At 74.4% G+C, this 24796-nt stretch carries 22 protein-coding genes; 12 read left to right on the plus strand and 10 right to left on the minus strand.

Annotated elements, in window-relative coordinates:
• Nucleotide 1: 1 nt before the first annotated feature.
• Nucleotides 2-916, plus strand: a complete 915-nt coding sequence (locus NP075_RS11080; protein WP_227563265.1) for a TIGR01777 family oxidoreductase — start codon at nt 2-4, stop codon at nt 914-916.
• On the opposite strand, the gene NP075_RS11085 is transcribed toward NP075_RS11080, so the two are convergent.
• The 3 genes from NP075_RS11085 to NP075_RS11095 form a co-directional block, all read right to left on the minus strand.
• Nucleotides 888-2225, minus strand: a complete 1338-nt coding sequence (locus NP075_RS11085) for a hypothetical protein (RefSeq protein WP_227563266.1) — start codon at nt 2223-2225, stop codon at nt 888-890. The two genes, NP075_RS11080 and NP075_RS11085, sit on opposite strands and share 29 nt — an antisense overlap.
• Nucleotides 2226-2311: 86 nt before the next feature.
• Entirely contained in the window at nt 2312-3355 is a 1044-nt protein-coding gene (locus NP075_RS11090; protein WP_227563267.1) for a Gfo/Idh/MocA family oxidoreductase, read from the minus strand.
• 9 nt (nt 3356-3364) lie between these two features.
• Nucleotides 3365-5641: an MMPL family transporter gene (locus NP075_RS11095; RefSeq protein WP_227563268.1), complete on the minus strand. Its 2277-nt coding sequence runs from the start codon at nt 5639-5641 to the stop codon at nt 3365-3367.
• Nucleotides 5642-5689: 48 nt separating this feature from the next.
• Here NP075_RS11095 and NP075_RS11100 point away from each other — a divergent pair, with 48 nt between their 5' ends.
• Both NP075_RS11100 and lipB read left to right on the plus strand, forming a co-directional pair.
• On the plus strand, nt 5690-6184 hold the full coding sequence (locus NP075_RS11100; RefSeq protein WP_227563269.1) for a MarR family winged helix-turn-helix transcriptional regulator: 495 nt from the start codon (nt 5690-5692) through the stop codon (nt 6182-6184).
• 10 nt (nt 6185-6194) lie between these two features.
• A complete protein-coding gene (gene lipB / locus NP075_RS11105; RefSeq protein ID WP_227563270.1) occupies nt 6195-6890 on the plus strand; it encodes a lipoyl(octanoyl) transferase LipB in 696 nt (231 codons plus the stop codon).
• A gap of 10 nt (nt 6891-6900) precedes the next feature.
• Here lipB and NP075_RS11110 read toward each other — a convergent pair whose 3' ends face one another.
• Nucleotides 6901-7404, minus strand: a complete 504-nt coding sequence (locus NP075_RS11110; protein WP_227563271.1) for a flavodoxin domain-containing protein — start codon at nt 7402-7404, stop codon at nt 6901-6903.
• Nucleotides 7405-7573: 169 nt separating this feature from the next.
• On the opposite strand from NP075_RS11110, the gene lipA reads away from it, so the two are divergent.
• Both lipA and NP075_RS11120 read left to right on the plus strand, forming a co-directional pair.
• Nucleotides 7574-8587: a lipoyl synthase gene (gene lipA, locus NP075_RS11115; protein ID WP_227563272.1), complete on the plus strand. Its 1014-nt coding sequence runs from the start codon at nt 7574-7576 to the stop codon at nt 8585-8587.
• 75 nt (nt 8588-8662) lie between these two features.
• The gene (locus tag NP075_RS11120) at nt 8663-9403 is read left to right on the plus strand and encodes a DUF4191 domain-containing protein (protein ID WP_227563273.1); all 741 of its coding nucleotides are present in this window, start codon (nt 8663-8665) and stop codon (nt 9401-9403) included.
• On the opposite strand, the gene NP075_RS11125 is transcribed toward NP075_RS11120, so the two are convergent.
• Nucleotides 9404-9907, minus strand: coding sequence for an RDD family protein (locus tag NP075_RS11125; RefSeq protein WP_227563274.1), 504 nt, complete (start codon nt 9905-9907; stop codon nt 9404-9406). It lies immediately after the preceding gene.
• Nucleotides 9908-10085: 178 nt separating this feature from the next.
• Between NP075_RS11125 and glnA (NP075_RS11130) the strand changes: the two genes are divergently transcribed.
• On the plus strand, nt 10086-11510 hold the full coding sequence (gene glnA / locus NP075_RS11130) for a type I glutamate--ammonia ligase (RefSeq protein ID WP_227563275.1): 1425 nt from the start codon (nt 10086-10088) through the stop codon (nt 11508-11510).
• 118 nt (nt 11511-11628) lie between these two features.
• Here the strand turns inward: glnA (NP075_RS11130) and NP075_RS11135 are convergent, their stop codons facing one another.
• Nucleotides 11629-12237, minus strand: a complete 609-nt coding sequence (locus NP075_RS11135) for a TetR/AcrR family transcriptional regulator (RefSeq protein WP_227563276.1) — start codon at nt 12235-12237, stop codon at nt 11629-11631.
• Between the two features lie 121 nt (nt 12238-12358).
• Between NP075_RS11135 and NP075_RS11140 the strand changes: the two genes are divergently transcribed.
• The gene (locus NP075_RS11140) at nt 12359-13402 is read left to right on the plus strand and encodes a hypothetical protein (RefSeq protein WP_227563277.1); all 1044 of its coding nucleotides are present in this window, start codon (nt 12359-12361) and stop codon (nt 13400-13402) included.
• 136 nt (nt 13403-13538) lie between these two features.
• Entirely contained in the window at nt 13539-14843 is a 1305-nt protein-coding gene (locus NP075_RS11145) for an alkaline phosphatase (RefSeq protein ID WP_227563278.1), read from the plus strand.
• 37 nt (nt 14844-14880) lie between these two features.
• On the opposite strand, the gene NP075_RS11150 is transcribed toward NP075_RS11145, so the two are convergent.
• From NP075_RS11150 to glnA (NP075_RS11160), 3 genes are all read right to left on the minus strand, one after another.
• Nucleotides 14881-16110, minus strand: a complete 1230-nt coding sequence (locus NP075_RS11150; RefSeq protein WP_227563279.1) for a cytochrome P450 — start codon at nt 16108-16110, stop codon at nt 14881-14883.
• A 62-nt stretch (nt 16111-16172) separates the two neighbouring features.
• Nucleotides 16173-19214, minus strand: coding sequence for a bifunctional [glutamine synthetase] adenylyltransferase/[glutamine synthetase]-adenylyl-L-tyrosine phosphorylase (locus NP075_RS11155; protein ID WP_227563280.1), 3042 nt, complete (start codon nt 19212-19214; stop codon nt 16173-16175).
• Between the two features lie 4 nt (nt 19215-19218).
• Nucleotides 19219-20556: a type I glutamate--ammonia ligase gene (glnA, locus tag NP075_RS11160; protein ID WP_227563281.1), complete on the minus strand. Its 1338-nt coding sequence runs from the start codon at nt 20554-20556 to the stop codon at nt 19219-19221.
• Nucleotides 20557-20675: 119 nt separating this feature from the next.
• Here glnA (NP075_RS11160) and panB point away from each other — a divergent pair, with 119 nt between their 5' ends.
• Entirely contained in the window at nt 20676-21497 is an 822-nt protein-coding gene (gene panB, locus NP075_RS11165) for a 3-methyl-2-oxobutanoate hydroxymethyltransferase (protein ID WP_227563282.1), read from the plus strand.
• Nucleotides 21498-21539: 42 nt separating this feature from the next.
• Here the strand turns inward: panB and NP075_RS11170 are convergent, their stop codons facing one another.
• A complete protein-coding gene (locus tag NP075_RS11170) occupies nt 21540-21707 on the minus strand; it encodes an SPOR domain-containing protein (RefSeq protein WP_227563283.1) in 168 nt (55 codons plus the stop codon).
• A 57-nt stretch (nt 21708-21764) separates the two neighbouring features.
• Between NP075_RS11170 and map the strand changes: the two genes are divergently transcribed.
• The 3 genes from map to NP075_RS11185 all read left to right on the plus strand — a co-directional run bounded on the left by map (nt 21765) and on the right by NP075_RS11185 (nt 24710).
• Complete coding sequence (gene map, locus NP075_RS11175; RefSeq protein ID WP_227563284.1) at nt 21765-22637, plus strand: type I methionyl aminopeptidase; 873 nt, start codon at nt 21765-21767, stop codon at nt 22635-22637.
• Nucleotides 22634-23440, plus strand: coding sequence for a polyphosphate--glucose phosphotransferase (gene ppgK / locus NP075_RS11180; protein WP_227563285.1), 807 nt, complete (start codon nt 22634-22636; stop codon nt 23438-23440). Before map ends, ppgK begins: the two co-directional genes overlap by 4 nt.
• A 172-nt stretch (nt 23441-23612) precedes the next feature.
• On the plus strand, nt 23613-24710 hold the full coding sequence (locus NP075_RS11185) for a fatty acid desaturase family protein (protein ID WP_227563286.1): 1098 nt from the start codon (nt 23613-23615) through the stop codon (nt 24708-24710).
• The last annotated feature ends 86 nt before the right edge of the window (nt 24711-24796 follow it).

The following is a 24796-nucleotide window of genomic DNA, read 5'->3' on the forward strand; positions in this document are numbered from 1 at the left end:
CATGCGTGTGCTCGTCGCCGGGTCGTCCGGCCTGATCGGGACGTCGCTCGTGCAGCACCTGCGCGAGTCCGGCCACGACGTCGTCCGGCTGGTCCGGCGGGCCCCCCGACGGTCCGACGAGGTGGCCTGGGACCCGGTGGCCGGCAGCGTGGACACGGATGCCGTGGCGTCGTGCGACGCGGTCGTCGACCTCGCCGGCGTCAACGTCGCGTCCCGGCCGCTCACGGCCGCGCGCAAGCGGGAGGTCGTCGCCTCCCGGGTGCGGACGGCCGGTCTGCTGTCACGGACGCTCGCCGCCCTGGCCGACCGGGACGACCGTGCCCCGCGTGTGCTGCTCCAGGCGTCGGGCATCGGTGCCTACGGCGACCGCGGTGACGCCTCCCTCACCGAGGACGAGCCGCTGGGCGACACGTTCTTCGCCGGCGTGGTGCGCCGCTGGGAGGCCGCGACGGCCCCGGCGCAGGAGGCCGGCGTGCGCGTCGTGCACCTGCGCACGGGCATCGTGCTCAGCCCTCACGGCGGTGCGGCGGCCCCGCTGCTCCTGCCCCTGCGCGCGGGGATCGCGACGCGGCTCGGCTCCGGACGGCAGTACTGGAGCTGGATCAGCCTGCTCGACGAGGTCCGTGCGATCGAGCACCTGCTCTCGGCACCGGTCCACGGCCCGGCGAACCTCGTGGCGCGTGCGGACCGGCACGGTGAGCTGGTGGAGGCGCTGCGCCACGCCTGGGGCGCACGCCTGACGCTGCCTGTCCCGGCACCCGCGCTGCGCGTCGCGCTGGGCGACTTCGCCTCGGAGGTCCTGGGGTCGGTCAACGCGGACCCCGCCGTCCTGCGCGGCTCCGGATTCGTGCCGCAGCACCGCACCGCGACGGCCGTGGCCCGCTGGCTCAGGGCGTCGCGCCGCTCGGCTCCCTGACGTCCCACACGCGCCACCCGTCGCCGGTCCACCGCAGCACGAGCGCGACGGTGCGCGGTGCGGTGGCGGCCACGTCGGTGCGCTCGCCCGCGGGTGTGACCCGCACGTGGGCACTGAGGGCCGACGTGACCTCGACCGTGACGTCCCCGGAGTCGTCCGTGGCCGTGGCGACCGCCGACGTGACGTCGGCCGTCAGCCCTTCGCTGCGCGCACCTGCCAGGTCCTGCAGCAGCGCGGTGTCGGCGGCGAGCGCGGGCGAGCCCGCCACCCCCACGTCCGCCACGCCCGCGGCGTCCGCGTCAGCGAGCGCCGCCGTCCGCAGCCGCGTCAGTGCCGCGGCCGCGCCCGCCGGGTCCTGGTCGTCCGTCGTGAGACGGACGTCGTCGGCGGGAGGGCTCGCGGCCGTGTCCGCTGCCCCGGCCGCCGGCCCGGCAGCAGGCTGGTCGGGCAGGGCGCGCACGACGAGCGCGCCGCCGCCGACCAGCAGGAGCGCCGCGGCGACCGCCGCCACCGGCCACCTCGCGCGACGCCGCGTCGATCGCCGGGCACGCCGCACGGGCGGCGCCACGGGGGCCACGGCCCGCGGCGCGCCGCTGCGACCGGCGGCGAGCGCGACCTGCGCACCGGCGAGCTCGTCGGGGTCGGGCACCTGCACCGGCTCGGGGCTCGCGGCGGCGAACACCGTCTCGACGAGCCCTTCGGGCGTCGCACGGCCCCGTAGGAGGCCCTCGAGCGCGTCGCGCAGGCGCACGGCGTCCTCGAGGCCTGCCGCCAGGTGCGCGTCCAGCGGCGGCATGAGGCCGAGCAGCGCGGCGACCAGCCGGTGCACGTCGCCCGACGCCGTCCCCACCCCGCGCAGCGCGCCGCGCAGGTCGACGAGCACGGGCATGCCACCGGGTCGCAGCACGACGCGGTCGGCCCCGACGGCACCGTGCGCGAGCCCCGCGGCGTGCAGCGCCGCCAGCGCCTGGGCGACGGGCACGGCCACGGTGACCACCTCGCCGTCGGCGAGCGGCGGGCGCGCGGCGCGGACGGCCGCCAGCGTGGGCCCCGGCACGTGCTCGCAGACCAGGGCGACACGGCCCGGGGCGAGCGGCTCGACCGCGAGCACCCGGGCCAGGTGCGGGTGGTCCAGCCCGGTGAGCAGGCCGGCACGTGACGCGAGCGCGCCGTCCACCGGGACGTCCGCGACGAGCACCTCGAGCCACGGACCGTCCGTACCGTCGTCCGGACGCGCGACCCACCAGGACCCGTCCGTGCCGACGGGCGAGGCGACCCGCGTGCCGTGCGCCTGCAGGAGCCGGGTCACATCGTCCGGGGGTGGGGAGGCGGTGTGCACGGGCGACATCCAACACCGGCGGACGGCCCGTGCGGGAGGGTCGTCCACAGGCTCGCTCAGCCGAGCAGCTGCGCGACCCCGGTCTCGGCGGCCACGCGGGCCGCGTCGAGCACGCGCGCGGTCGCCACGGCGTCCGCGGGGTCCACGGGCCGCGGCCCGTCGGCCCGCAGCCACGCCTGCAGCGCGCGGTACAGGTCGCCGTGCCCGCCGGCCGCGCGGGGCACGGGCGTGCGCTCGGCGCCGCGCACGAGCCAGCCCTCGTGCACCGGCTCGCCCGGCCGGCGTCCCGCCTCCTGCGCGTCGTCGAGCACCGCGAACGGCGTCGGCTCCCCCTCGAAGCTCGTCACGAGGTAGGCGCCGCGCTCCCCCAGGACGCGCGTGCGGGGCCCGGGCGCGCCGACCAGCCCGCCCGCCCACAGGTGGGACACGACGTGGTGCCCGTCGTCGTCGGGGGCGTGCTCCAGCGCGAGGAACACGTCGTCCGGCGCCGGCGTGGTCAGTGCGCGCAGCTCGGCGTGGACGCGCCGCACGGGCCCGAAGAGCTGCACGGCGGAGTCGACCAGGTGCGTGCCGAGGTCCAGCAGGAGGCCGCCGGAGACGGGGTCCTCCTCCTTCCAGCGGCGCTGCGGCTCGGGGCGGTACCTCTCCCAGCGGCGCTCGAACCGGTGCACCCGGCCGAGCGTCCCGGCGTCGAGGAGCCCTCTCAGCGTCAGCTGCTCGGGGTCCCACCGGCGGTTCTGGAAGACCGTGAGCCGCCGGCCGCGCTCCTGGGCGAGCCGGACGAGGCCCGCCGCCTGGACCCGCGTGGTGGCCAGCGGCTTGTCCGCCAGGACGGGCACGTCGGCCTCGAGGGCCGCCCGCACGTGCGCGGCGTGCTCCCCCGTCGGGCTGGCGACGACCACGAGGTCGAGGCCCGCCTCCGCGAGCAGCGCCTCCACGTCGGGCAGGACGCGCGCGTCGGGCCAGTCCGCGCGCACCTGGTCGCCGCGGTGGCGCGTGACGACGGCGACGACCTCCTGCCCCGTCTCGCGCGCGAGCCGGGCGTGGATCCCACGCCCGGCTCCGCCGTACCCGATCAGCCCGATGCGCAGCGGCTCCATGCCGCCACTCTAGGAGGACGTGCTCGCCGCCCCGACGGACGCGTGCGCGCCGTGCTCGGGGCGTCGCGCGAGCGGGCTCGGCCACCACGTGCGCGGTCCCAGGTCGTGCACCAGCCCCGGCACGAGCAGGCTGCGGACGACGAACGTGTCGATCAGCACGCCCAGGGCGACGATGAAGGCGAGCTGGGCGAGGAACAGCAGCGGGATCACGGACAGTGCGGCGAACGTCGTCGCGAGCACCAGGCCGGCGGACGTGATCACCCCGCCGGTGACCGCGAGACCACGCGTCACGCCCTCCCTCGTCCCGACGGACTGCGACTCCTCGCGCACCCGCGTCATGAGGAAGATCGAGTAGTCGACGCCCAGCGCGACGAGGAACACGAAGCCGTAGAGCGGGACCACCGGGTCCGCGTCGGGCCAGTCCAGCACGTGGTTGAAGACGAGTGCGGAGATCCCGATGGTCGCGGCGAAGGACAGCACGTTGGCCGCCATGAGCAGCAGCCCCGCGACGACCGAGCGCAGCAGCAGCACCAGGATGAGCAGGATCACGACGAGCACCACCGGCACGATGACCCGCAGGTCGCGCTCGCTCGCGATCTGCGTGTCGAGCGTCTCGGCGGCCGGTCCCCCCACGAGCGCCTCGGGCGCCACGGCGGTCACGGCCTCCCGCAGGTCGGCGACCGTGTCGACGGCCTCCTGGCTGTCCGACGGTGCCTCGGTGACGACGTCGACGCGGACGTCGCCGTCCACGACGACCGGCGGTGCACCGGCAGCACCCGGGGCGCCACCGGGCGCACCGGTGTACGCCGCCGCGGACTCCACGCCCGCCACGCCCTCGGCGGCGGCGACCACGGCGTCCAGCTCGCTCTCGGGCACGATGACGAGCGCGGGCTGCACGGCGCCGGCGGGGAAGTGCTCCGCAAGCACCTCCTCCCCCGCGACCGAGTCGACGGGAGTGAGGAAGACGTCGGTCTGGCTCGTGCCGCCGGCACGGAACGTCGGGACGAACACCGCGGCGAGCAGCAGCACGGCCGCGCTGACGATCCACACGGGCCGTGCGCGGCGCGCCACGAACCTGGCCCACCGGGCCCACAGACCGGCGCCCTCGGCCGCGTCGACCGCCGCGGGCGGCAGGTCGGCGGCGTGCCCGCCGTGCGTCGGCCGACCGGCCTCGGCCGCCACGACGTACCGCGGCACCCGCGGCCAGAACAGGACGCGCGAGCGACGGCCGGCGATCAGCAGGATCGCAGGCAGCAGCGTGAGCGCGGCGAGGAGCGCGGCACCGATCCCGATGGCCGCGACCGGCCCGAGGCTGCGGTTCGACGCGAGGTCGGACAGCAGGAGGCACAGCAGGCCCGCCACGACGGTCCCGGCGCTCGCGGCGATGGGCTCGAGCGACTGCCGCCAGGCGACGCGCATGGCGTCGGCCGGCTGCTCGGTGTGCCGCAGCTCCTCGCGGTACCGCGCGACGAGGAGCAGCGAGTAGTCGACGGCGGCGCCGACGACCAGGATCGACAGGATGCCCTGGGCCTGGCCGTTCAGCACGAGCACGCCCGCGTCGGCGAGCTCGTAGACGACGAGCCCCGCGAGCGCGAGCGCGAACACCGCGGTGAAGATGACCACGAACGGCAGGAACGGGGACCGGTAGACCACCACGAGGATGAGGAGCACGGCGCCGAGGGCGACGAGCAGGAGCAGGCCGTCGATGCCCGCGAAGGCGGTGCCGAGGTCGGTGACGAACCCCGCAGGGCCGGTCACCCACGCCTCGAGGCCGAGGTCGCCGGCGCTCGACGCCGTGGCGCCGAGGTCGTCGGCGAGCCCGGCGCGCAGGTCCTCGACGAGCAGGTTGTTGAGCGTCTCCTCGCCGACGAGGATCTCGGCGTCCTCGGCGTCGAGCGGGACGGCCAGCAGGATCGCCTCGCCGTCCTCCGACGGCACGGGCACCACGGGGCCGGTGAGGTGGTCGGCCCACGTCCCGTCCTCGACGGCCTCGTCGGGGAACGTCTCGGCGAACGCCGTCACGGCCGCGAGCTGCTCCGGGGTGACCTCACCCCCGTCGGCCGGGGTGAGCACGACCAGCGCGGGTAGGGTCTGCGTGTCGACGAACTCGCGCGAGGCCTCCGCGGCCTGCGTGGACTGCGCCGACGACGGCAGGAACGCCGCCGAGTCGTTGGTCTGGACCTGGGACAGACGTCCCTGGGCGGCACCGCCCACGGAGCCGACAGCGAGCCAGGCGACGAGCACCACGGCGACGGCGACCGCACGGGCCACGGGATTCCTCAGCATGCTGAGTATCATGGGCCCCGCAGAGCGACACGGCAAACGGGAGGTCGCGTGAGCACGGAGCAGGGCCAGCCGCCGGACCACTGGCCGGTCGGCCGGATGCTGTCCGCAGCGGCACGGCGGATCGAGCGCGCCTGGGACGCCCACCTCGCGTCCTGGGACCTCAACCACGCGAGCCTGCCCGTGCTGGTCTACGTCACCGAGCAGCCGCTCTCGCAGCGCCAGCTCGCCGACGCGTGCGGTGTGACCGAGCAGACCATGAGCCGCGTCGTCACCCGCCTCGTCCGCACGGGCTACGTCACCCGCGGCCCCCACCCGGACGACCGGCGGCGCCACGTCGTGGCGATCACCCCCGCCGGTGCGGCCGCCCTCGCGGCATGCGCCGACCCCCGTCCGGCCCAGGAGGCCGTCCTGGGCCACCTCCCGCCCGAGCGTCGCGCCCTGCTGGACGACCTCCTGCGCGAGGTCGTGGGGCCGCGGGGCGGCATCCCGGAGCCCACCCGCGCTCCCGACGCCGTCGAGAACCCTCCTCCGGCGAGGGCTTAGCCTGACGACCATGCGCGTCGAACCCCTCGAGCTCGGCACCCGCCTCCAGCCGTACGTGCCGGTGTGGGACCTACAGCGCGAGATCCACGCCGCCGTCGCGGCCGGCGAGCGCGAAGACACGCTGCTGCTCGTCGAGCACGAGCCCGTGTACACCGCCGGCAAGCGGACCGCGCGCGCCGACCGGCCGGTCGACGGCACGCCCGTGGTGGACGTCGACCGGGGCGGACGCATCACGTGGCACGGCCCGGGTCAGCTGGTCGGGTACCCCGTCGTCCGGCTCGCCGAGCCCGTCGACGTCGTGCGGTACGTCCGCGCGCTCGAGGAGGCGCTCATCCGCACGTGCGCGGACCTGGGCGTCACGGCCGGGCGGGTCGAGGGGCGCAGCGGGGTGTGGCTCCCCGCCGACGACCCCGCGGCCGCCACGGGACCGTCCGTCCCGCGCCGCGCGCGCAAGGTCGCGGCGATCGGCGTGCGCGTCGCGCGCGGCACGACGATGCACGGCTTCGCGCTGAACTGCACCGCGTCGCTCGACTGGTACGCGCGGATCGTCCCGTGCGGCATCGACGACGCCGACGTCACGACGCTGTCCGCCGAGGCCGGCCGCGAGGTGACGATCGCCGAGGCGACGCCGCTGGTCGTCGGGCACCTGCAGGACACGCTCGCGCCGCTGCTGGTGCGCGCCGGAGCGGCGCCCACGACCGCCTGACGACGGCCGGCTACGCCTCGCGCGCGATCAGCCGCAGGGACCCGGCGACGCCCTGGGCCCACGCACGCACCTCGTCGAGGTCCCGGAAGTCCCCCGCGTCGGCCCGCGTGAGCGCCACCAGCGCACGCTCGGAGATGTTCAGGCCGTCGCGGTCCAGCCGCCCGGCGAACACCGCGACGTCGCGGGCGCCGACGGTCCGGGCGATGTCGGTCACGTCGTCGGGCACCGTCTCGGGGACCGGCGGGTCGCCCACGGGCCCGGACCAGAAGAGCCACACGGGCCGCTCGCGCAGCTGACCGGACTGCCGGTCGACCAGGTCGCGCAGCCCGAGAGCCAGCCGCCCGACGTACACGGCCGACCCCAGCACGACGGCGTCGTACGGCTCGACGTGCTCGACGTCGTCGGGCTCGATCTCGTCGACCTCGTGGCCCGCGGCGCGCAGCTGCGCCGCGACCTCGGCCCCCATCTCGCGCGTCGCACCATGCCGCGACGCCACTGTCACCAGGACGCGCACCGCGCCACCTCCTCCGGGCCGCCGGCCGTCGTTGGACCGCAGACCCCCCGCGGGTCCGGCCGGCTGCTCACCAGCCTGGCCCCGGATCGCCGCCCGCGCGCGGGACGGAGGTCCCCGTCACACCCCGGGGGCAGGGACGGCCCATGACCAGCGGGGTTAGTCTGGCGCGGTGACGATCGCACCCGAGGGACGACGCATGCTCCGGGTGGAGGCGCGCAACGCCGCCACCCCGATCGAGAAGAAGCCGGAGTGGATCCGCACGCGGGCGACCACGGGCCCGGAGTACAGCGAGCTCAAGGGCCTCGTCCGCCGCGAGGGCCTGCACACCGTGTGCGAGGAAGCGGGCTGCCCCAACATCTTCGAGTGCTGGGAGGACCGCGAGGCGACGTTCCTCATCGGTGGCGACCAGTGCACCCGGCGGTGCGACTTCTGCCAGATCGACACGGGCAAGCCCGCCGACTTCGACGCCGACGAGCCGCGCCGCGTGGCCGAGTCGGTGCAGGCGATGGGCCTGAAGTACTCGACGGTCACCGGTGTCGCGCGCGACGACCTCGCCGACGGCGGGGCGTGGCTGTACGCGGAGACCGTCCGCCAGATCCACGCGCTGAACCCCGGCACGGGCGTCGAGCTGCTGATCCCCGACTTCAACGCGACCCCCGAGCTGCTGGACGTCGTCAACGAGTCCCGACCCGAGGTGCTGGCGCACAACCTGGAGACGGTGCCGCGCATCTTCAAGCAGATCCGCCCGGGCTTCCGCTACGAGCGCTCGCTGTCGGTGATCACCCGCGCCCGCGAGGCCGGGCTGGTCACCAAGTCGAACCTCATCCTCGGCATGGGCGAGACGACCGAGGAGGTCGTGGAGGCGCTGCGCGACCTGCACGACGCGGGGTGCGACCTCATCACCATCACGCAGTACCTGCGGCCCTCCGTGCGCCACCACCCCGTCGCCCGGTGGGTCCGGCCCGAGGAGTTCGTCGAGCTGTCCGACGAGGCCGAGCGCATCGGCTTCCTCGGGGTCATGTCCGGCCCGCTGGTGCGCTCGTCGTACCGGGCCGGTCGGCTCTGGGGCCAGGCCATGCGTCGGCGCGGCCTGCCGATCCCCGCGGCGCTCGCGCACCTGGGCGAGCCGACGACGGCCCGCCAGGAGGCGTCCTCGCTCCTGGCCCGCACGCCCGTCGGCTGAGCCGCGCGCGGCGCCGCAGCGGGTGCACGCCGACGGCGGCGTGCGCCCGCTCCGGCGCCGGTAGACTCCCGCCTCATGGCACGCGAGCGCTCCACGGCCCCGCAGGGCTCGGCCCACGGCACGGCGAAGGACACCGGCAAGGTCAAGAAGACCCGCTGGTACCACCAGGTCTGGCAGGCCTACAAGATCACGCGGCAGTCCGACCCCGCGGTGACGTGGATCATGCTCGGGGTCTTCGTCGCCATCGTGGCGATCGGCGTCGTCGTCGGCCTGCTGCTCGACCAGCTCGTGTACGTCCTGGTGCTGAGCGTGCCGTTCGCCCTCATGGGCGGCATGTTCGTGCTCGCTCGCCGCGCCGAGACCGCCGCCTACACCCGCATCGAGGGCCAGCCGGGTGCCGCTCTGGCCGCCCTGGGCACGCTGCGTCGCGGCTGGACGTTCACGCAGGAGCCCGTCGCCGCCGACCCCCGCACGCAGGACCTCGTGTTCCGCGGCGTGGGCCGCCCCGGTGTGGTGCTGGTGGGCGAAGGGCCCTCGCACCGCATCGGCAAGCTGCTCGAGGCCGAGCGCAAGCGCACGGCGCGCGTGGTGTCCGGCGCGCCGATCCACCTCATCCAGGTGGGCGACGGCGAGGGTCAGGTCCCGCTGCGTCGGCTCCCCCGCACCGTCACGAAGCTCAAGCCGCAGCTCACCAAGGACGAGGTCGCCGTGGTGCTGCGCCGGGTCACGTCCCTGGGCGCGGCGCGGCTGCCCGTGCCCAAGGGCATCGACCCGATGCGTGCCCGCCCGGACCGCAAGGGCATGCGCGGCCGCTGATCAGCGGCGGACGATGACCGTGCCGGCGGCGCGGTCGTGCAGCCCGCGGCCGTCGCCGTCCCAGACCGCGGCGGGCAGGACGAGGCACAGCAGCAGCGCCCGCAGCAGGCTCTGGACGAACCCCGGCGCCCTGGGCGGCACCGACGCGCCGGCCGTGGAGCCACCACCGACGACCGGTCGCACCTGCAGGCCCAGCAGGCGGTGCCCGAGCGTGTGACCCAGCGTCGCCACCAGCACGAGGTTCTCGACGGCGAACACGGCCAGGGTGCCCAGCGCGTCACCGCGCAGCAGGAACGGGCCGTCGGCGCGGACCGGGAGCAGCACCGCCGCGACGGCGAGGCACGCCACCCAGTCGACCGCGAGCGCGGCGACCCGGCGCCCCAGGCGCGCCATGGACCCGGGACCCGTCGGCGGCAGGCCGAGCCGTGCGCCTCGGGGCGAACCGTCGTCGTGACCTCCCGGGCCGCCCTCGAGCCAGGAGCCCACCGAGTCGCGCGTCGCCATGCGTCCCAGGGTACGTGCGCCACCCGTACGGGCCGACACACGCGTCATGTCGTGCGATCGTTACCTCGCACACCGCCCCGTAACGTCCCGGAAACAGTGGTGGCACGGCAGGGAAACGCCATGCTCCTAGCCTCGCTCTGCCCGGGACGACCGGGCACCATCGACCGAGGAGCAGCGGATGTTCACCAAGCCGGAGGAAGTCCTGGCGTTCATCAAGAGCGAGGACGTCAAGTTCGTCGACGTGCGGTTCTGCGACCTGCCGGGCGTGATGCAGCACTTCAACGTGCCGGCCGGCTCGCTCGACGCGGACTTCTTCACCGACGGCCAGATGTTCGACGGCTCGTCGATCCGTGGCTTCCAGGCGATCCACGAGTCCGACATGAAGCTGATCCCGGACCTGACGACGGCGTACGTCGACCCGTTCCGCACGGAGACGACGCTCAACATCAACTTCCACATCGTCGACCCGTACACCGACGAGCCCTACAGCCGCGACCCGCGCCAGGTCGCCGCCAAGGCCGAGGCGTACCTCAAGTCGACCGGCATCGCGGACACCGCGTTCTTCGCGCCCGAGGCCGAGTTCTACATCTTCGACGACATCCGGTTCCAGACCCGCCAGGACGCGTCGTTCTACTACATCGACTCCATCGAGGGCGCGTGGAACACGGGCCGCAAGGAGGAGGGTGGCAACCTCGGGCACAAGACGCCCTACAAGGGTGGCTACTTCCCCGTGCCGCCGGTCGACCACTTCGCCGACCTGCGCGACCAGATCTCGCTGCAGCTCGACGCGCTGGGCTTCCAGGTCGAGCGCGCCCACCACGAGGTCGGCACGGCCGGACAGGCGGAGATCAACTACCGCTTCGACACGCTCGGCAAGTCGGCCGACAAGGTGCAGCTCTTCAAGTACGTCGTGAAGAACGTCGCGCACGAGAACGGCCGCACGGCGACCTTCATGCCGAAGCCGCTCTTCGGTGACAACGGCTCGGGCATGCACGTGCACCAGTCGCTGTGGAAGGACGGCGAGCCGCTGTTCTTCGACGAGAAGGGCTACGGGGGCCTGTCCGACATGGCCCGCTGGTACATCGGCGGCCTGCTGAAGCACGCGCCCGCGCTGCTGGCGTTCACCAACCCGACGGTGAACTCCTACCACCGCCTGGTGCCCGGGTTCGAGGCGCCGGTCAACCTGGTCTACTCGGCCCGCAACCGCTCCGCGTGCATCCGCATCCCGGTGACGGGGTCGAACCCCAAGGCCAAGCGCATCGAGTTCCGCGTGCCCGACCCGTCGTCGAACCCGTACCTGGCGTTCGCGGCCATGCTCATGGCAGGCCTCGACGGCATCCAGAACCGGATCGAGCCGCCGGACCCGATCGACAAGGACCTGTACGAGCTGCCCCCCGAGGAGCACGCGCTCATCCAGCAGGTCCCGGGCTCGCTGTCCGAGGTCCTCGACAACCTCGAGGCCGACCACGACTGGCTCACGGCCGGCAACGTCTTCACGCCGGACCTCATCCAGACGTGGATCGACTACAAGCGCACGGCAGAGGTCGACCCGATCCGGCTGCGTCCGCACCCGCACGAGTTCGAGCTCTACTACGACTGCTGATCGGCTGCTCCCGATCAGTGAGGCACCGAGGGGCGTCCCGTCAGGGGCGCCCCTCGTGGCGTGTCCGGCGCCCGTGCAGGCGGCGACGACGGACATCCCCTGCCACGCGCGTCGGAGCTCACGCCCTCGCGTCGGGTCGGCCGGCACCGTCCGGCCGGCGCCCGTCGTCGACACCGGGCCGCATCCCGGCCAGCACGATGTCGACCATCCGGGGCACCAGGTCGGGCACGTCGCGCGCCACGGGCTCGGGCAGCGGACGGGTGATCAGCCCGATGCCGAGCACGAGGTCGAGCGGTTCCAGGTCATGGCGGACCAGGCCGGCGGCGCGTGCGGCACCCAGCAGGTCACCCACCCCCGCGAGCGTCGTGGTCTGCGCCGCGCGCACGTGCGCGGACATGTCGTCCGTGAGGTGCTCGGTCAGCGCGGCTGACAGGGCCCCCAGGTCGAGCTGGACGAGCCGGCGGACGTACGCGTGCCAGGCTGCTTCCGGCTCGTCGGACATGCGGTCCAGCGCCTCGTCGGCCGCCGCGTGCACGTCGTCCAGGATGGCGAGGGCCACCTCCTCGGCCAGAACGGCCCGCGAGGAGAAGTTGCGGTACAGCGTCGCGATGCCCACGTCGGCCGCCTCGGCGACTGCGTCGAGGGCGATGTCGCTGCCGTGCAGCGCGAACAGGTGCCGGGCCGCGCGGATGAGCGCGGCACGACGACGCGCTGCGTCCGCCCGCATGTCTCCCCCTCGGTGTGACGATGCCCACGAGCGGGGCATTCCGACACCTCCAGCCTAACCGGAGGGCTATCATCCACATAAGCGGACGGTCATCCTCCGCTTGTCCCGGATGAAGGAACTCATGACTGCGACGACCGAGCTCGCCCCCGCCCTGCGCGACCCTGAGGGCGAGGTCGCGCCCCCGCGCAAGCGCAAGCAGCTGACCACACTCGTCGGCATGACCGTCGCGCTCGGCGCGGTCCTGGCCGCGCTGCTGGCCATCTTCATCCTCCCGTCGCTGAAGAGCGGGCCGACCGACCTGCCGGTCGGGCTCGTCGGGTCCTCGCAGGAGGCCGACCGCTTCGAGGAGGCGTTGACGGCCTCCGCGCCCGGCGCCTACCACGTCCAGGAGTTCACCGACCAGGCGGCGCTGGTCGAGGCGGTGCGCGGGCGCGAGGTCGTCGGCGGCTTCGTCGTCGGGCCCAACGGTGTCCACAGCGTCGTCGCGTCCGCCGGTGGCGGCGCCATCGCGCAGTCCGTCTCCTCCACCGCGCAGGCCATCGGCACCGCGATGGGCGTCCCCGTCACGACCGCCGACGTCGTCGCGCTGCCGACCACCGACCCGTCGGGCATCGGCATCGGCGGCCTGGCGTTCCCGCTCGTGTTCGGCGGCATCGTGCCCGTCGTCGCGTTCCGGACCGCCTTCGCGCGCAGCAACACCTGGAAGCTCATCGGCCTGCTCACCTTCTCCGTGGTCGGCGGCCTCGTCGTCGCCGCCGTGCTGCGGTTCGGCTTCGGCAGCATCGACTCCGCGTTCCTGCCGGTCGCCGGGGCCATGGCACTGGGGATCGCCGCCATGGCGTTCCCGCTCACCGGGCTCCAGGAGGCCTTCGGCGGCAAGGGGTTCACGATCGGCGCGATGTCGATGATGTTCCTCGGCAACCCGTTCGCGGGCATCGCCACCACCGCCGCCTGGCTGCCGTCCGGGCTCGGGGCGTTCGGGCAGGTCCTGCCTCCCGGGGCGACCGGCACCCTCGTCCGCTCGGTCGCGTACTTCGGTGGCACGGGCGGTCTGACCGCCGGTCTCACGCTCGGTGCGTGGGTCGTCGTCGGGCTCGCGGTCCACGCGATCGGCACGCGTCGCACGCGGCAGGCACCCACCGCCCTCGAGCCCGCCGTCGCCTGACGGGTCGGCCCGGCCGCGGCGCTGAGCGCGTCGCGGCCGGCCGCTTGCGCTGCCCGTCGGCGGCGCCGAGCATGGCCTGGAGGCCCCGCGCGGGGGACGTCACCACGGACGACGGCGTCCGAGGACGGAGCGGAGCATGCGCAGGCTCGACCTACGTCAGGGATGGGTCGCGACGGGCGGTGTCCTCGCCCTCGCGCTCGGGCTGGCCGCAGGAGGTGCGGACGACGCCCGCGGGGGCGAACGCGGCAAGCCCCACCCGCAGCGCGCGAGGAACGTCGTCCTGCTCGTCGGGGACGGGCTGGGCATCGGTGCCCGGGACGCGATCCGGCTGGCGACCGTGGGGCACGACGGCACGCTGGCGATGGACCAGCTGCGGTACGCGGGCTGGACCCGGACCGACTCTGCGGACCCCGACGAGGCGGTGACCGACTCCGCGGCGAGCGCCACGGCGTTCGCCACCGGGGTGCGCACCTACAACGGCGCCGTCGGCGTCGACGCCGACGGGCGACCCGTGACCAGCCTGCTCGAGCACGCGACCGCGCTGCGGAGGTCCACCGGCCTCGTCACGACGGCACAGGTGACCGACGCGACGCCGGGTGCCTTCGGCGCGCACGTGGCCGACCGCGCCGACCAGAGCGAGATCGCCCGCCAGCTCGTCGAGGAGTCCAGGCCGCACGTCGTCCTGGGCGGCGGGGAGGACTGGTGGTACCCCGAGGGCGACGAGGGCGCGTACCCGGACGACCCCGACGACCCGCGCCCCGAGGTCAGCCGCAGCACGCTCGGCAACCTCGTCGACCTCGCCGTCGACAACGGCTACACCTACGTCAGCACCCCGCAGGAGCTCGCGGCCACGGATGCCGGACGGATCCTCGGCCTGTTCGCCAACGAGGAGATGTTCGAGCAGGCTCCCGAGGGGCAGGGCGACGAGTACGCCCCGGTCGTGCCGCTGCGCACCATGACGCAGAAGGCACTCGACGTGCTCTCCGCGGACCGCGACGGCTTCTTCCTGCTCGTCGAGGAGGAGGGCATCGACGAGATGGCGCACGCCAACAACGCGGGCCTCGCCATCCGCGCCGGTCAGGCGTTCGACGAGACCGTCGCCCTGGTCCGCGACTTCGCGGCGCAGCGGCGCGACACGCTCGTCGTCGTGGTCGGGGACCACGAGACCGGTGGCCTGGCGGTGGAGAACCTCGACCCCGACGACGAGTCCGGCGACGGTGCGAGCACCTCGCCGGAGGTGCTGCAGAGCGGCGAGGACGGGCCGTTCGACATCGCGGGCAGCACGCTGACGTTCACCGTCGACTGGACGACGAGCGGCCACACCGGTGGTGCGACGCCGCTGACGGCGCAGGGCCCCGGTGCCGAGGAGCTCGCGCGGACGCAGCACAGCACCGACGTGTTCGCGACCATCCTCGCCGCCATGCGCCACGGTCGCGGCTGACCCGGGCGGCGGCTCCCGTACGGGACGCGCCGACGCCTCACCGCGGCAGGGGCACCCGCCGCACGCGCAACGCCGTGAGGTCGTACCCCTGGCTCTGCTCGCTCCACCGGACGCGGGGCGGACCGGCGGCCGCGAGGTCCTCGCGCAGGAGGGCGGAGACGAACACCTCCGCCTCCGCGGAGGCGAGCGGCGCACCCGGGCACCGGTGATGACCGTCGCCGAAGGCGAGGACGGCCGGTCCGGACGCACGCGCCATGGCCCGGTGGGGGTGCACCGCGTGCGGGTCGGCGCCCACGACCCGCTCGTCGGCGTTGACCGCCCGGACGTCCACGTCGATCAGCGCACCGGCCGGCACCTCGACCGGGCCGTCAGGCCCGTGGAACGTCAGCGGAGCCGTCGTGCGGCGCAGCAGGTGCCCGACCACGGGCTCGACGCGCAGCACCTCCTCGATGATCGCGACGCGGCCGTCGCGGTCGGACGCGCGGTACCGCGCACGCAGCGCGCCGTCGTCGAGCAGGTGCCACACGGCCGCGGCGATGAGCTCCCGCGTCGTCACCATGCCCGCAGCCGCGTACGTGACGCACTCGGTGAGGATCTCCAGGTCCGAGTAGCCGGCGTCCACCAGGGTGCTGATGAGGTCCTCGCGCCGACGACGCCGCCGCGCGCGGATGGCCGGCTTCACGTCGAGCAGGTAGAACCGCAACATCGCGGTGCCGCGCAGCGCCTCGCGCACCCCCGCGAGCGGCGAGCCCGGCCGCGGCGGTGGTGCGAAGAACTCGTCCAGCCGGGCACGCATCCGCGGTGACCCACCGTGGTCGAGGCCGATGACCCGGGACGCGACCTCGACGGCCATCTGCATGCTGAGCCCGGTCAGGTCCGTCCACCGGTCGGTGCGCACCTGAGCGACGAGACGCTCCGCGGTCTCCCCCATCCAGTCCCGGTAGCCGGCGACGACGCGCGGGGCGAACAGGTGGGCCGCCGCGCGGCGCTGGGCGTGGTGGGCCTCCCCCTCGACGAACAGGATCGGCGGACGGATCCGCACCGGTCCCCCGCCGCCCAGCTCCTCCGCACCGAAGCCCGCCTGCCGCGTGTGCTCGGGGTGCCGCAGCACCGTGCGGGCCAGCGCGTACGACCGGATGCGCCAGCGCGGCCGGTCCCCGGTGACGTGCTCGATGTCGGGGCCGGTGCCGTCGTCGGGCTGGGCCAGCTTGCGCACCGGGCAGCCCGTCGGTGCGTCCTGCGTCTGCCCGTCCGCGGTGGCCGTCACCCGTTCGACACTAGGGGCCACCCGTCCGGCCCACCACCCCCGGGGAGGGTCGGCCCGAGGCGTCAGCCGTAGAAGGCGCGCTCCACCACGGCACGCGCGCGGCGTGCGGTCCGCAGGTACGTCTCCTCGAGCATCGCGCCCGACCCCGGGGGGTGCCCCAGCACGCGCGCGACGCCCGCGAGCGCCGTGCGGTCGTGCGGCAGGACGTCGGCCTGCACACCCTCGGCGCGTCCGGTCCACAGGACGTTGGCGTCCCGGATGCGCGAGGCCAGCTCCCACGCGTCGCGCAGCACGCTCGCGTCGTCCGCCACGAGCAGCCTGGCGTCCCGGGCGGCGGCCAGCGCGTCGAGCGTCGACGTGGTCCGCAGCCCGGGCACCTCGTGCGCGTGCTGCAGCTGGAGCAGCTGGGCGGTCCACTCCACGTCGCTGATGCCTCCGCGACCCAGCTTGAGGTGACGGCTCGGCTCCACGCCGCGCGGCAGCCGCTCCGCCTCGACCCGCGCCTTGATGCGCCGGACCTCGCGCACCGTCGCCGCGTCGAGCCCGCCGGCGGGGTACCGCAGCGGGTCGACGAGCGCGACGAACCGCTCCCCCAGGGCCCGGTCTCCCGCGACCGGCCGCGCGCGCAGCAGCGCCTGGCTCTCCCAGGGCGAGGACCACCGCTGGTAGTACTCGGCGTACGCGTCGAACGACCGCGCCAGCGGGCCGTTGCGACCTTCCGGACGCAGGTCGGCGTCGACGCTCAGGGTCGGCTCCGGGCCGACGCTGCCGAGCAGCTGGCGCACGCGCGTGGCCACGGCCACCGCGAAGTCCTGGGCGACCCTGCCGTCCGCGCCCGGCTCCGGGTCGTGGACGAACAGCACGTCGGCGTCGGAGGAGTACGCCATCTCGCGGCCGCCGAGCCGCCCCATGGCCACCACCAGCAGCCGTGTGGGGTTCGCGTCGATGCCGGCGGCCGTGCGCGCGTCGGACTCCGCGACCCGCAGCGTGCCGGCGAGCACGGCGTCCGCGGTGATCGTCAGGCTCTGCGACGCCCGCACGCCCGTGGTCACACCGAGGACGTCGGCCACCGCCGTGCGCGCCAGCTCCCGGCGCCGCAGGGCCCGCAGCGCCGTGACGGCGGGCACGGGCTCGGCCGCACGGCGCAGGACGGCGTCCGCCTCCGCCGCCAGCCGCTCGGCGGAGCGCGGCGCGAGCTCGGCGTCGTCGCCCAGCCAGGTGACCGACTCCGGCGACCTGCGCAGCGCGTCGGCCGCGTACCGCGACGTCGACAGCACCTGCGCGAGGCGCTGCGCCGCGGTACCGGAGTCGCGCAGCAGCTTGAGGTACCAGTGCGTCGTGCCGAGCTGGTCCGACAGGCGCCGGAAGGCGAGCAGACCGCCGTCGGGGTCGGGACCGTCGGCGAACCAGCCGAGCATGACGGGCAGCAGCTGCCGCTGGATCGCCGCCCGCCGGGAGACGCCGTCGGTCAGCGCAGCGATGTGCCGGACGGCGCCGGCCGGGTCGCGGTACCCGATCGCGGCCAGCCGGGCGCGCGCCGCCTCGGGCGCGAGGCGCGCCTCCTCGGTGGACAGCGCGGCGGTGGCGGGCAGCAGCGGCCGGTAGAACAGCTCCTCGTGCAGCCGTCGCACGTCGCGGCGGATCGTGCGCCACCGCTCGAGCAGCCCTTGCGGACCCTCGGCCCGCATGCCCATCGTGCGGGCCAGTCGCCGCAGGTCCGCGTCCGAGGTCGGGACCAGGTGCGTGCGCTGCAGCCGGTGCAGCTGGATGCGGTGCTCCATCATCCGCATCCACCGGTAGCAGACCGCGAGCTGCGCCGCGTGGTCGCGTCCGACGTAACCACCGGCGGCGAGCGCCGCCAGCGCCGTCAGGGTGCTCGGGCTGCGGATCGTCTCGTCGGCGCGCCCGTGCACGAGCTGGAGCAGCTGGACGGTGAACTCCACGTCCCGCAGGCCCCCGCTGCCGAGCTTGAGCTGACGGTCCGCCTCGGCGCGCGGGATGTGGGCCTCGACCCGGCGACGCATCGCCTGCGAGTCCTCGACGAAGTTGTCGCGCTGGACCGCCGACCACACGAACGGTGACACCGCCTCGACGTACGCGCCGCCCAGCGCGCGGTCACCGGCCAGCGGCCTGGCCTTGAGCAGCGCCTGGAACTCCCACGTCTTCGCCCAGCGCTCGTAGTACGCACGGTGGCTCGCGACCGTGCGCACCAGCGGGCCGTCCTTGCCCTCCGGGCGCAGCGCCGCGTCCACCGGCCACAGCGCGGGCTCGCCCGCGGGACCGCAGCACGCCCGCGCCAGGCCCGCGGCGAGGCGCGCACCGGTGATCATGGCGTCGTCCTCCGGCGTCCCCTCGACCGGCTCCGCGACGTACACGACGTCGACGTCCGAGACGTAGTTGAGCTCGCGCCCACCGGCCTTGCCCATGCCGATGACGGCCAGGCGCACACCGCGTCCCTCGTCGTCGAGGTCGGCCCGGGCCAGCGCCAGGGACGCCTCGAGCGCAGCCGCCGCCAGGTCCGCGAGGGCCGCGCCGACGCCGGGCAGCCGGCTCAGCGGGTCGGCCGAGGTCAGGTCGGTCGCCGCGACGCGCAGCAGCCGGGTCCGGTACGCACGCCGCATCGCGTCGATCCCGGGCGTGCCGGCGAGACCAGCCACGGGCACCTCGGCGTCCGGGTCCGCGTCGACCGCGCGCAGGAGCTCGGCGCGCACCCGCCCGGCGTCGACACCCAGGCCCGGCTCCGGGTCCGCGACCACGCGCAGGTTGCCCGGGTGCGCGGCGAGCGTGTTGCCGATGGCCGACGAGGCGCCGGTCAGCGCGAGCAGCCGGCGGCGCGCCGGTCCGTCGTCGGCCAGCACGTCGCGCAGCAGGCCCGACAGCGCCGGGTCCCGCTGCACCGCCCCGGCCACCTTCGCGAGCGCGAGCAGCGCCTCGTCGGGGTCGCCGACGTCCCGCAAGGCGTCCACGACGTGGTCGACGACGTCCGGGTCGACCGCCGTCAGCGCCGCGTCGGCCAGGAGCCGCTCGGCCCGTGGCACGTCGGCCACGCCGACGCGCGTCAGCCGCGCCGCCAGCGAGGCGCCACGGCCGGTCGACGTCGACATGGCGTCAGATCAGCGGCAGGAACCGCTGCAGCTCGTACGGGGTCACCTGCGCACGGTACTCGGCCCACTCCTGGCGCTTGTTGCGCAGGAAGTAGTCGAAGACGTGCTCACCCAGCGTCTCGGCGACGAGCTCCGAGCGCTGCATGACGTCGATGGCGGCCTCCAGCGACGTCGGCAGCGGCTCGATGCCGAGGGCCTTGCGCTCGGCGTCGGTCAGCTCCCAGACGTCGTCGTCGGCGCCCTCGGGCATCTCGTACCCCTCCTCGATGCCCTTGAGGCCCGCCGCCAGCAGCACGGCGAACGAGAGGTAGGGGTTCGTGGCGGAGTCCACGGCGCGGTACTCGACGCGGCTGGAGTTGCCCTTGCCCGGCTTGTACATGGGCACGCGGACGAGCGCGGAGCGGTTGTTGTGACCCCAGCAGACGAAACTCGGCGCCTCGGCGCCGCCCCACAGCCGCTTGTAGGAGTTGACGAACTGGTTCGTCACGGCCGTGATCTCGGCCGCGTGCGTGAGCAGGCCGGCGATGAACGACCGCGCGACCTTCGACAGCTCGAGCGGGGCGCCCGGCTCGTGGAACGCGTTGCGGTCCCCCTCGAAGAGCGACAGGTGGGTGTGCATGCCGGAGCCCGGCTGGTCCGCCAGCGGCTTGGGCATGAACGACGCGAAGACGCCCTGCTCGAGGGCGACCTCCTTGACGACCGTGCGGAACGTCATGATGTTGTCGGCCGTCGTCAGCGCGTCGGCGTAGCGCAGGTCGATCTCGTTCTGACCCGGGCCGGCCTCGTGGTGGGAGAACTCGACCGAGATGCCCATGGACTCGAGCATCGTGATCGCGGCGCGTCGGAAGTCGTGCGCCGTGCCGCGCGGCACGTGGTCGAAGTAGCCGCCCTGGTCGACCGGCACCAGGGGACGGTTGGGGTCCGCCGGCGCGTCGAACAGGTAGAACTCGACCTCGGGGTGCGTGTAGAAGGTGAAGCCGCGGTCGCTCGCGCGGTCGAGCGCGCGCTTGAGCACGTACCGGGAGTCCGCCAGCGACGGCTCACCGTCCGGCGTCAGCAGGTCGCAGAACATCCGCGCGGTGCCGTGCCGCTCCCCCCGCCAGGGCAGGATCTGGAACGTCGAGGGGTCGGGCTTGGCGATCATGTCCGCCTCGTAGACCCGCGTCAGACCCTCGATCGCGCTGCCGTCGAACCCGATGCCCTCGCTGAACGCCTGCTCGAGCTCGGCGGGCGCGACGGCGACCGACTTGAGCATGCCGAGGACGTCCGTGAACCACAGACGGATGAAGCGGATGTCCCGCTCCTCGACGGTGCGGAGAACGAACTCCTGCTGCCTGTCCATGGCGTACATCCTGCCTGATGAACGCGCCGGTCGGTGCGTGCGTCACGCACGTGGCCGAGCGCGTCGGCGTGTGCGGGACCTCACAGCCCTCGACCAGCCGCCGCGGCTAGGCTCGCGACATGTCGCCCAGTGACGTCCCGACACCGCGCCGCGTGCGCGTCCACCACCTGCAGGCCGCCAAGGACCGCGGCGAGCGGCTGACCATGCTGACGGCGTACGACGCGCTCACCGCGCGGCTGTTCGACGACGCGGGCATCGACATGCTGCTCGTCGGCGACTCGATCGGGAACACGATGCACGGGCACGCCACGACGCTGCCGGTGACGCTCGACCACATCGTGGTCGCGGCGCGGGCCGTCGCCGGTGCGGTGCGCCGCGCGTTCGTCGTCGCGGACCTGCCCTTCGGCACCTACGAGGCGGGACCCGAGCAGGCGCTCGCGAGCGCCGTGCGGGTCATGAAGGAGACGGGCGTCTCGGCCGTCAAGCTCGAGGGCGGCCACCGCTCGGTGCCGCAGATCCGCGCGCTGACGCAGGCCGGCATCCCCGTCGTGGCGCACCTGGGCTACACCCCGCAGTCGGAGAACGCCCTCGGCGGGCCACGCGTGCAGGGCCGCGGGCACGCGGCCGAGCAGCTCAGCGACGACGCCGTCGCGGTGACCGACGCCGGCGCGGTCGCGATCGTGCTGGAGATGGTGCCGGCGACCGTCGCCGCACGGATCACCGAGGTCGTGCGGGTGCCCACCATCGGCATCGGCGCCGGCCCGCACTGCGACGGGCAGGTGCTGGTCTGGGTGGACATGGCCGGCATGGGCGACTGGTCGCCCCGGTTCGCCAAGCGGTTCGGTGAGGTCGGCGCGGCCCTGACGGCGGCCGCGCGCGACTACGCCGACGAGGTCCGCTCCGGGACGTTCCCGGACGCCGCCCACTCGTTCGACGCGTGACGTCGGCGTGACGGCCGCGCCCGGGCGGCCGTCGCGCGGCGCTCACTGCTCCGCGTCCTGCGCGTCCCACGCGTCGTTGCGGGCGCGCGCCCGCTCGAGCGCCTGCAGGGCCTCCTCGCGCGTCGCGTACGGGCCCATCAGCTGCGACCAGTCGCTCTGGCGCCCCTCCTCCACCTCGTGCGTACGGGTGTTGTAGAAGTACTCCGCCACCTCGGCTCCTCTCGCCCGGCAGGCCGGTGCGGCCCGCCGCTACGTAGACTGACCAGCATGCCGTCGGTCCACCCGTCGCGCACCGCGCTCGTCCCCGGGCAGGTCAGCCCGCGGCGTCCGGTCCCCGCGCACATCCCCCGTCCGGAGTACGTCGACCGCCCGATGCCGGCGCCGTGGCGCGGGCCGGACGTGCTGGACGACGCGACGATCGAGCGCATCCGCGTGGCCGCCCGCATCGCGGCGCAGGCCCTGCAGGAGGTGGGCCGCCACGTGGCGCCCGGGGTGACCACCGACGAGCTCGACGCGGTCGGGCACCAGTTCCTCCTCGACCACGGCGCCTACCCCTCGACGCTCGGGTACCGCGGCTTCCCCAAGTCGCTGTGCACGTCGGTCAACGAGGTCATCTGCCACGGCATCCCGGACTCCACCGTCGTGCAGGACGGCGACATCGTGAACATCGACGTCACGGCGTACGTCGGCGGCGTGCACGGCGACACGAACGCGACGTTCCTCGCCGGCGACGTCGACGAGGAGTCGCGGCTGCTCGTCGAGCGCACGCGGGAGGCCCTCGAGCGCGGGATCAGGGCGGTGCGGCCCGGCCGCGAGATCAACGTCATCGGTCGCGTCATCGAGAAGTACGCGGCACGATTCGGCTACGGGGTCGTGCGCGACTTCACCGGGCACGGCGTGGGGCCGGCGTTCCACACGGGCCTGGTCGTGCCGCACTACGACGCCGCACCGCAGTACGCGACCGTCATCGAGCCCGGCATGGTCTTCACGATCGAGCCGATGCTCGACCTGGGCACCGCGGACTGGGAGATGTGGGACGACGGGTGGACGGTCGTCACGGCCGACCGCAGCCGGTCGGCGCAGTTCGAGCACACCCTGCTGGTCACCGACTCCGGGGCGGAGGTCCTGACACTGCCATGAGCAAGGACGACAGGCACGAGACGGAGCACGGCAAGAAGCACGGCAAGCGCCACCCGGCGACGGCGTTCGGCGTCGACATCGGCGGCTCGGGCATCAAGGGCGCGCCGGTCGACCTGGAGACCGGTGAGTTCGCCGCCGAGCGCGTCCGCATCCCGACGCCCCAGCCCTCGACGCCCGACGCGGTCGCGCGCACGGTGGCCGAGGTCGTCGACTCCTTCGACCTCGACAAGGACGTGCCCATCGGGGTCACGTTCCCCGCGGTCATCCTCCACGGCGTCGCGCAGTCGGCCGCGAACGTGGACGACTCGTGGATCGGCACGGACGTCGCCGCGACCGTCGGCGCTGCCACGGGCAGGCGCGTGCTGGCGGTGAACGACGCCGACGCCGCCGGGTACGCCGAGGTCGTCTACGGCGCGGCGAAGGACGTGCCGGGCGTCGTCCTGGTCGTCACGCTGGGCACCGGCATCGGGTCCGCGCTCGTCGTGGACGGCGTGCTGGTGCCCAACACCGAGCTGGGCCACCTCGAGATCGACGGGCACGACGCCGAGTCCCGCGCGTCCGACGCCGCGCGCGACCGCGAGGACCTGTCGTTCGAGCAGTGGGCGCAGCGCCTGCAGCGGTACTTCACGGTCGTGGAGAACCTGTTCTGGCCCGACCTCATCGTCGTCGGCGGCGGCGTGAGCAAGAAGCACGCGCAGTTCCTGCCGCTGCTCGACCTGCGCACGAAGATCGTTCCGGCGGACCTGCGCAACGCCGCCGGCATCGTCGGCGCCGCGCGCCTGGCGGCGGCGCACGCCCACTGACGGCCGCGCCTGCGCGCCGGGCGTCCGGGGCCGAACGGGTAGAACTGTGCGCGTGGCGCGCCGTTCGACGGCACCCCGGGACAGCGAACCTACGGTCGCGTAGGGTAGGAGCATCCGCGAGCGCCCGCTCACCCCCCACGGCTGGGAAGTCGACCCGAGCCCTGGAGGTCACATGGCTCCTGCACCCGTACCTGCGCCCCCCGTTGCGACGCCCACCCGACAGACGGCCGCCACCGGCAGCTATCACGAGCTGTCGGCGAAGGTGCGCGAGGCAGGTCTGCTGGACCGCACACCCGGCTTCTACATCTCGCTGCTCGCGGGACTGACCACCGCTCTCGGTGGTCTCGTCGCCGCGTTCGTGCTGCTCGGGCACTCCTGGTGGCAGCTCGCCGTCGCCGCCGGCCTCGGCCTGGTGCTCACGCAGTTCGCGTTCGTCGCGCACGAGGCGTCGCACCGTCAGGTCCTGCTCACCGGCCCCGCCAACGACCGCCTGGGCCGGATCCTGGCCAACGGCGTCGTCGGCATCAGCCACTCCTGGTGGATGACCAAGCACACCCGCCACCACGCGAACCCCAACCGCGTCGGCAAGGACCCGGACATCGAGTGGGACACCGTGTCCTTCCTCGAGGAGGACGCCGCCAAGCAGCGCGGTCTCATGGCCGCGATCACGCGCCGCCAGGGCTGGCTCTTCTTCCCGCTGCTGACGCTCGAGGGCGTGAACCTGCACGTCCTGGCGTTCAAGAGCCTGCTCGCGAGCCCGCCGTCGCGGATGCGCACCGTCGAGCTCGTGATGATCACGGCCCGGCTGAGCATCTACGTCGCCCTGGTCGTCTGGGCGCTCCCCCTCGGCATGGCCGCGGCGTTCCTCGCCGTGCAGCTCGCCGTCTTCGGCGTCTACATGGGCGCGTCGTTCGCCCCCAACCACAAGGGCATGGCGATCATCCCGGCGGACAGCCGGCTCGACTTCCTGTCCAAGCAGGTCCTCACGTCGCGCAACATCAACGGCGGCATGACGGTCACGATGCTCATGGGCGGCCTCGACGCGCAGATCGAGCACCACCTCTTCCCGAGCATGCCGCGGCCCCACCTGGCCCGCGCCCGCCGCATGGTGCGCGAGCACTGCGAGAGCGTCGGCATGCCGTACACGGAGACCTCGCTCGTGCGCTCCTACGTCCTCGTCGTCCAGTACCTCAACCGCGTCGGCCTGGCCGCCCGCGACCCCTTCGACTGCCCCATGGTCCAGCGGTACCGCCCGCGCTCGACGCGCTGACCCGCGCGTGGCGCCCGGTGTGGGGCGCCGCACAGGATCTGCACAGGTCCCGCCGAGAACCCACCCGCCGAGCAGCCCCCGTCCCA

It is taken from the genome of Cellulomonas wangsupingiae, from assembly GCF_024508275.1.
Lineage (GTDB): Bacteria > Actinomycetota > Actinomycetes > Actinomycetales > Cellulomonadaceae > Cellulomonas > Cellulomonas wangsupingiae.

Excerpts from the sequence above, each read along its gene's own strand:
- NP075_RS11080 (WP_227563265.1), top strand. The coding sequence starts at position 2 with ATGCGTGTGCTCGTCGCCGGGTCGTCCGGCCTGATCGGGACGTCGCTC.
- NP075_RS11090 (WP_227563267.1), bottom strand. The coding sequence starts at position 3,355 with ATGGAGCCGCTGCGCATCGGGCTGATCGGGTACGGCGGAGCCGGGCGT.
- NP075_RS11095 (WP_227563268.1), bottom strand. The coding sequence starts at position 5,641 with ATGCTGAGGAATCCCGTGGCCCGTGCGGTCGCCGTCGCCGTGGTGCTC.
- lipB (WP_227563270.1), top strand. The coding sequence starts at position 6,195 with ATGCGCGTCGAACCCCTCGAGCTCGGCACCCGCCTCCAGCCGTACGTG.
- NP075_RS11120 (WP_227563273.1), top strand. The coding sequence starts at position 8,663 with ATGGCACGCGAGCGCTCCACGGCCCCGCAGGGCTCGGCCCACGGCACG.
- NP075_RS11125 (WP_227563274.1), bottom strand. The coding sequence starts at position 9,907 with ATGGCGACGCGCGACTCGGTGGGCTCCTGGCTCGAGGGCGGCCCGGGA.
- glnA (WP_227563275.1), top strand. The coding sequence starts at position 10,086 with ATGTTCACCAAGCCGGAGGAAGTCCTGGCGTTCATCAAGAGCGAGGAC.
- NP075_RS11135 (WP_227563276.1), bottom strand. The coding sequence starts at position 12,237 with ATGCGGGCGGACGCAGCGCGTCGTCGTGCCGCGCTCATCCGCGCGGCC.
- NP075_RS11140 (WP_227563277.1), top strand. The coding sequence starts at position 12,359 with ATGACTGCGACGACCGAGCTCGCCCCCGCCCTGCGCGACCCTGAGGGC.
- NP075_RS11145 (WP_227563278.1), top strand. The coding sequence starts at position 13,539 with ATGCGCAGGCTCGACCTACGTCAGGGATGGGTCGCGACGGGCGGTGTC.
- NP075_RS11155 (WP_227563280.1), bottom strand. The coding sequence starts at position 19,214 with ATGTCGACGTCGACCGGCCGTGGCGCCTCGCTGGCGGCGCGGCTGACG.
- glnA (WP_227563281.1), bottom strand. The coding sequence starts at position 20,556 with ATGGACAGGCAGCAGGAGTTCGTTCTCCGCACCGTCGAGGAGCGGGAC.
- panB (WP_227563282.1), top strand. The coding sequence starts at position 20,676 with ATGTCGCCCAGTGACGTCCCGACACCGCGCCGCGTGCGCGTCCACCAC.
- map (WP_227563284.1), top strand. The coding sequence starts at position 21,765 with ATGCCGTCGGTCCACCCGTCGCGCACCGCGCTCGTCCCCGGGCAGGTC.
- ppgK (WP_227563285.1), top strand. The coding sequence starts at position 22,634 with ATGAGCAAGGACGACAGGCACGAGACGGAGCACGGCAAGAAGCACGGC.
- NP075_RS11185 (WP_227563286.1), top strand. The coding sequence starts at position 23,613 with ATGGCTCCTGCACCCGTACCTGCGCCCCCCGTTGCGACGCCCACCCGA.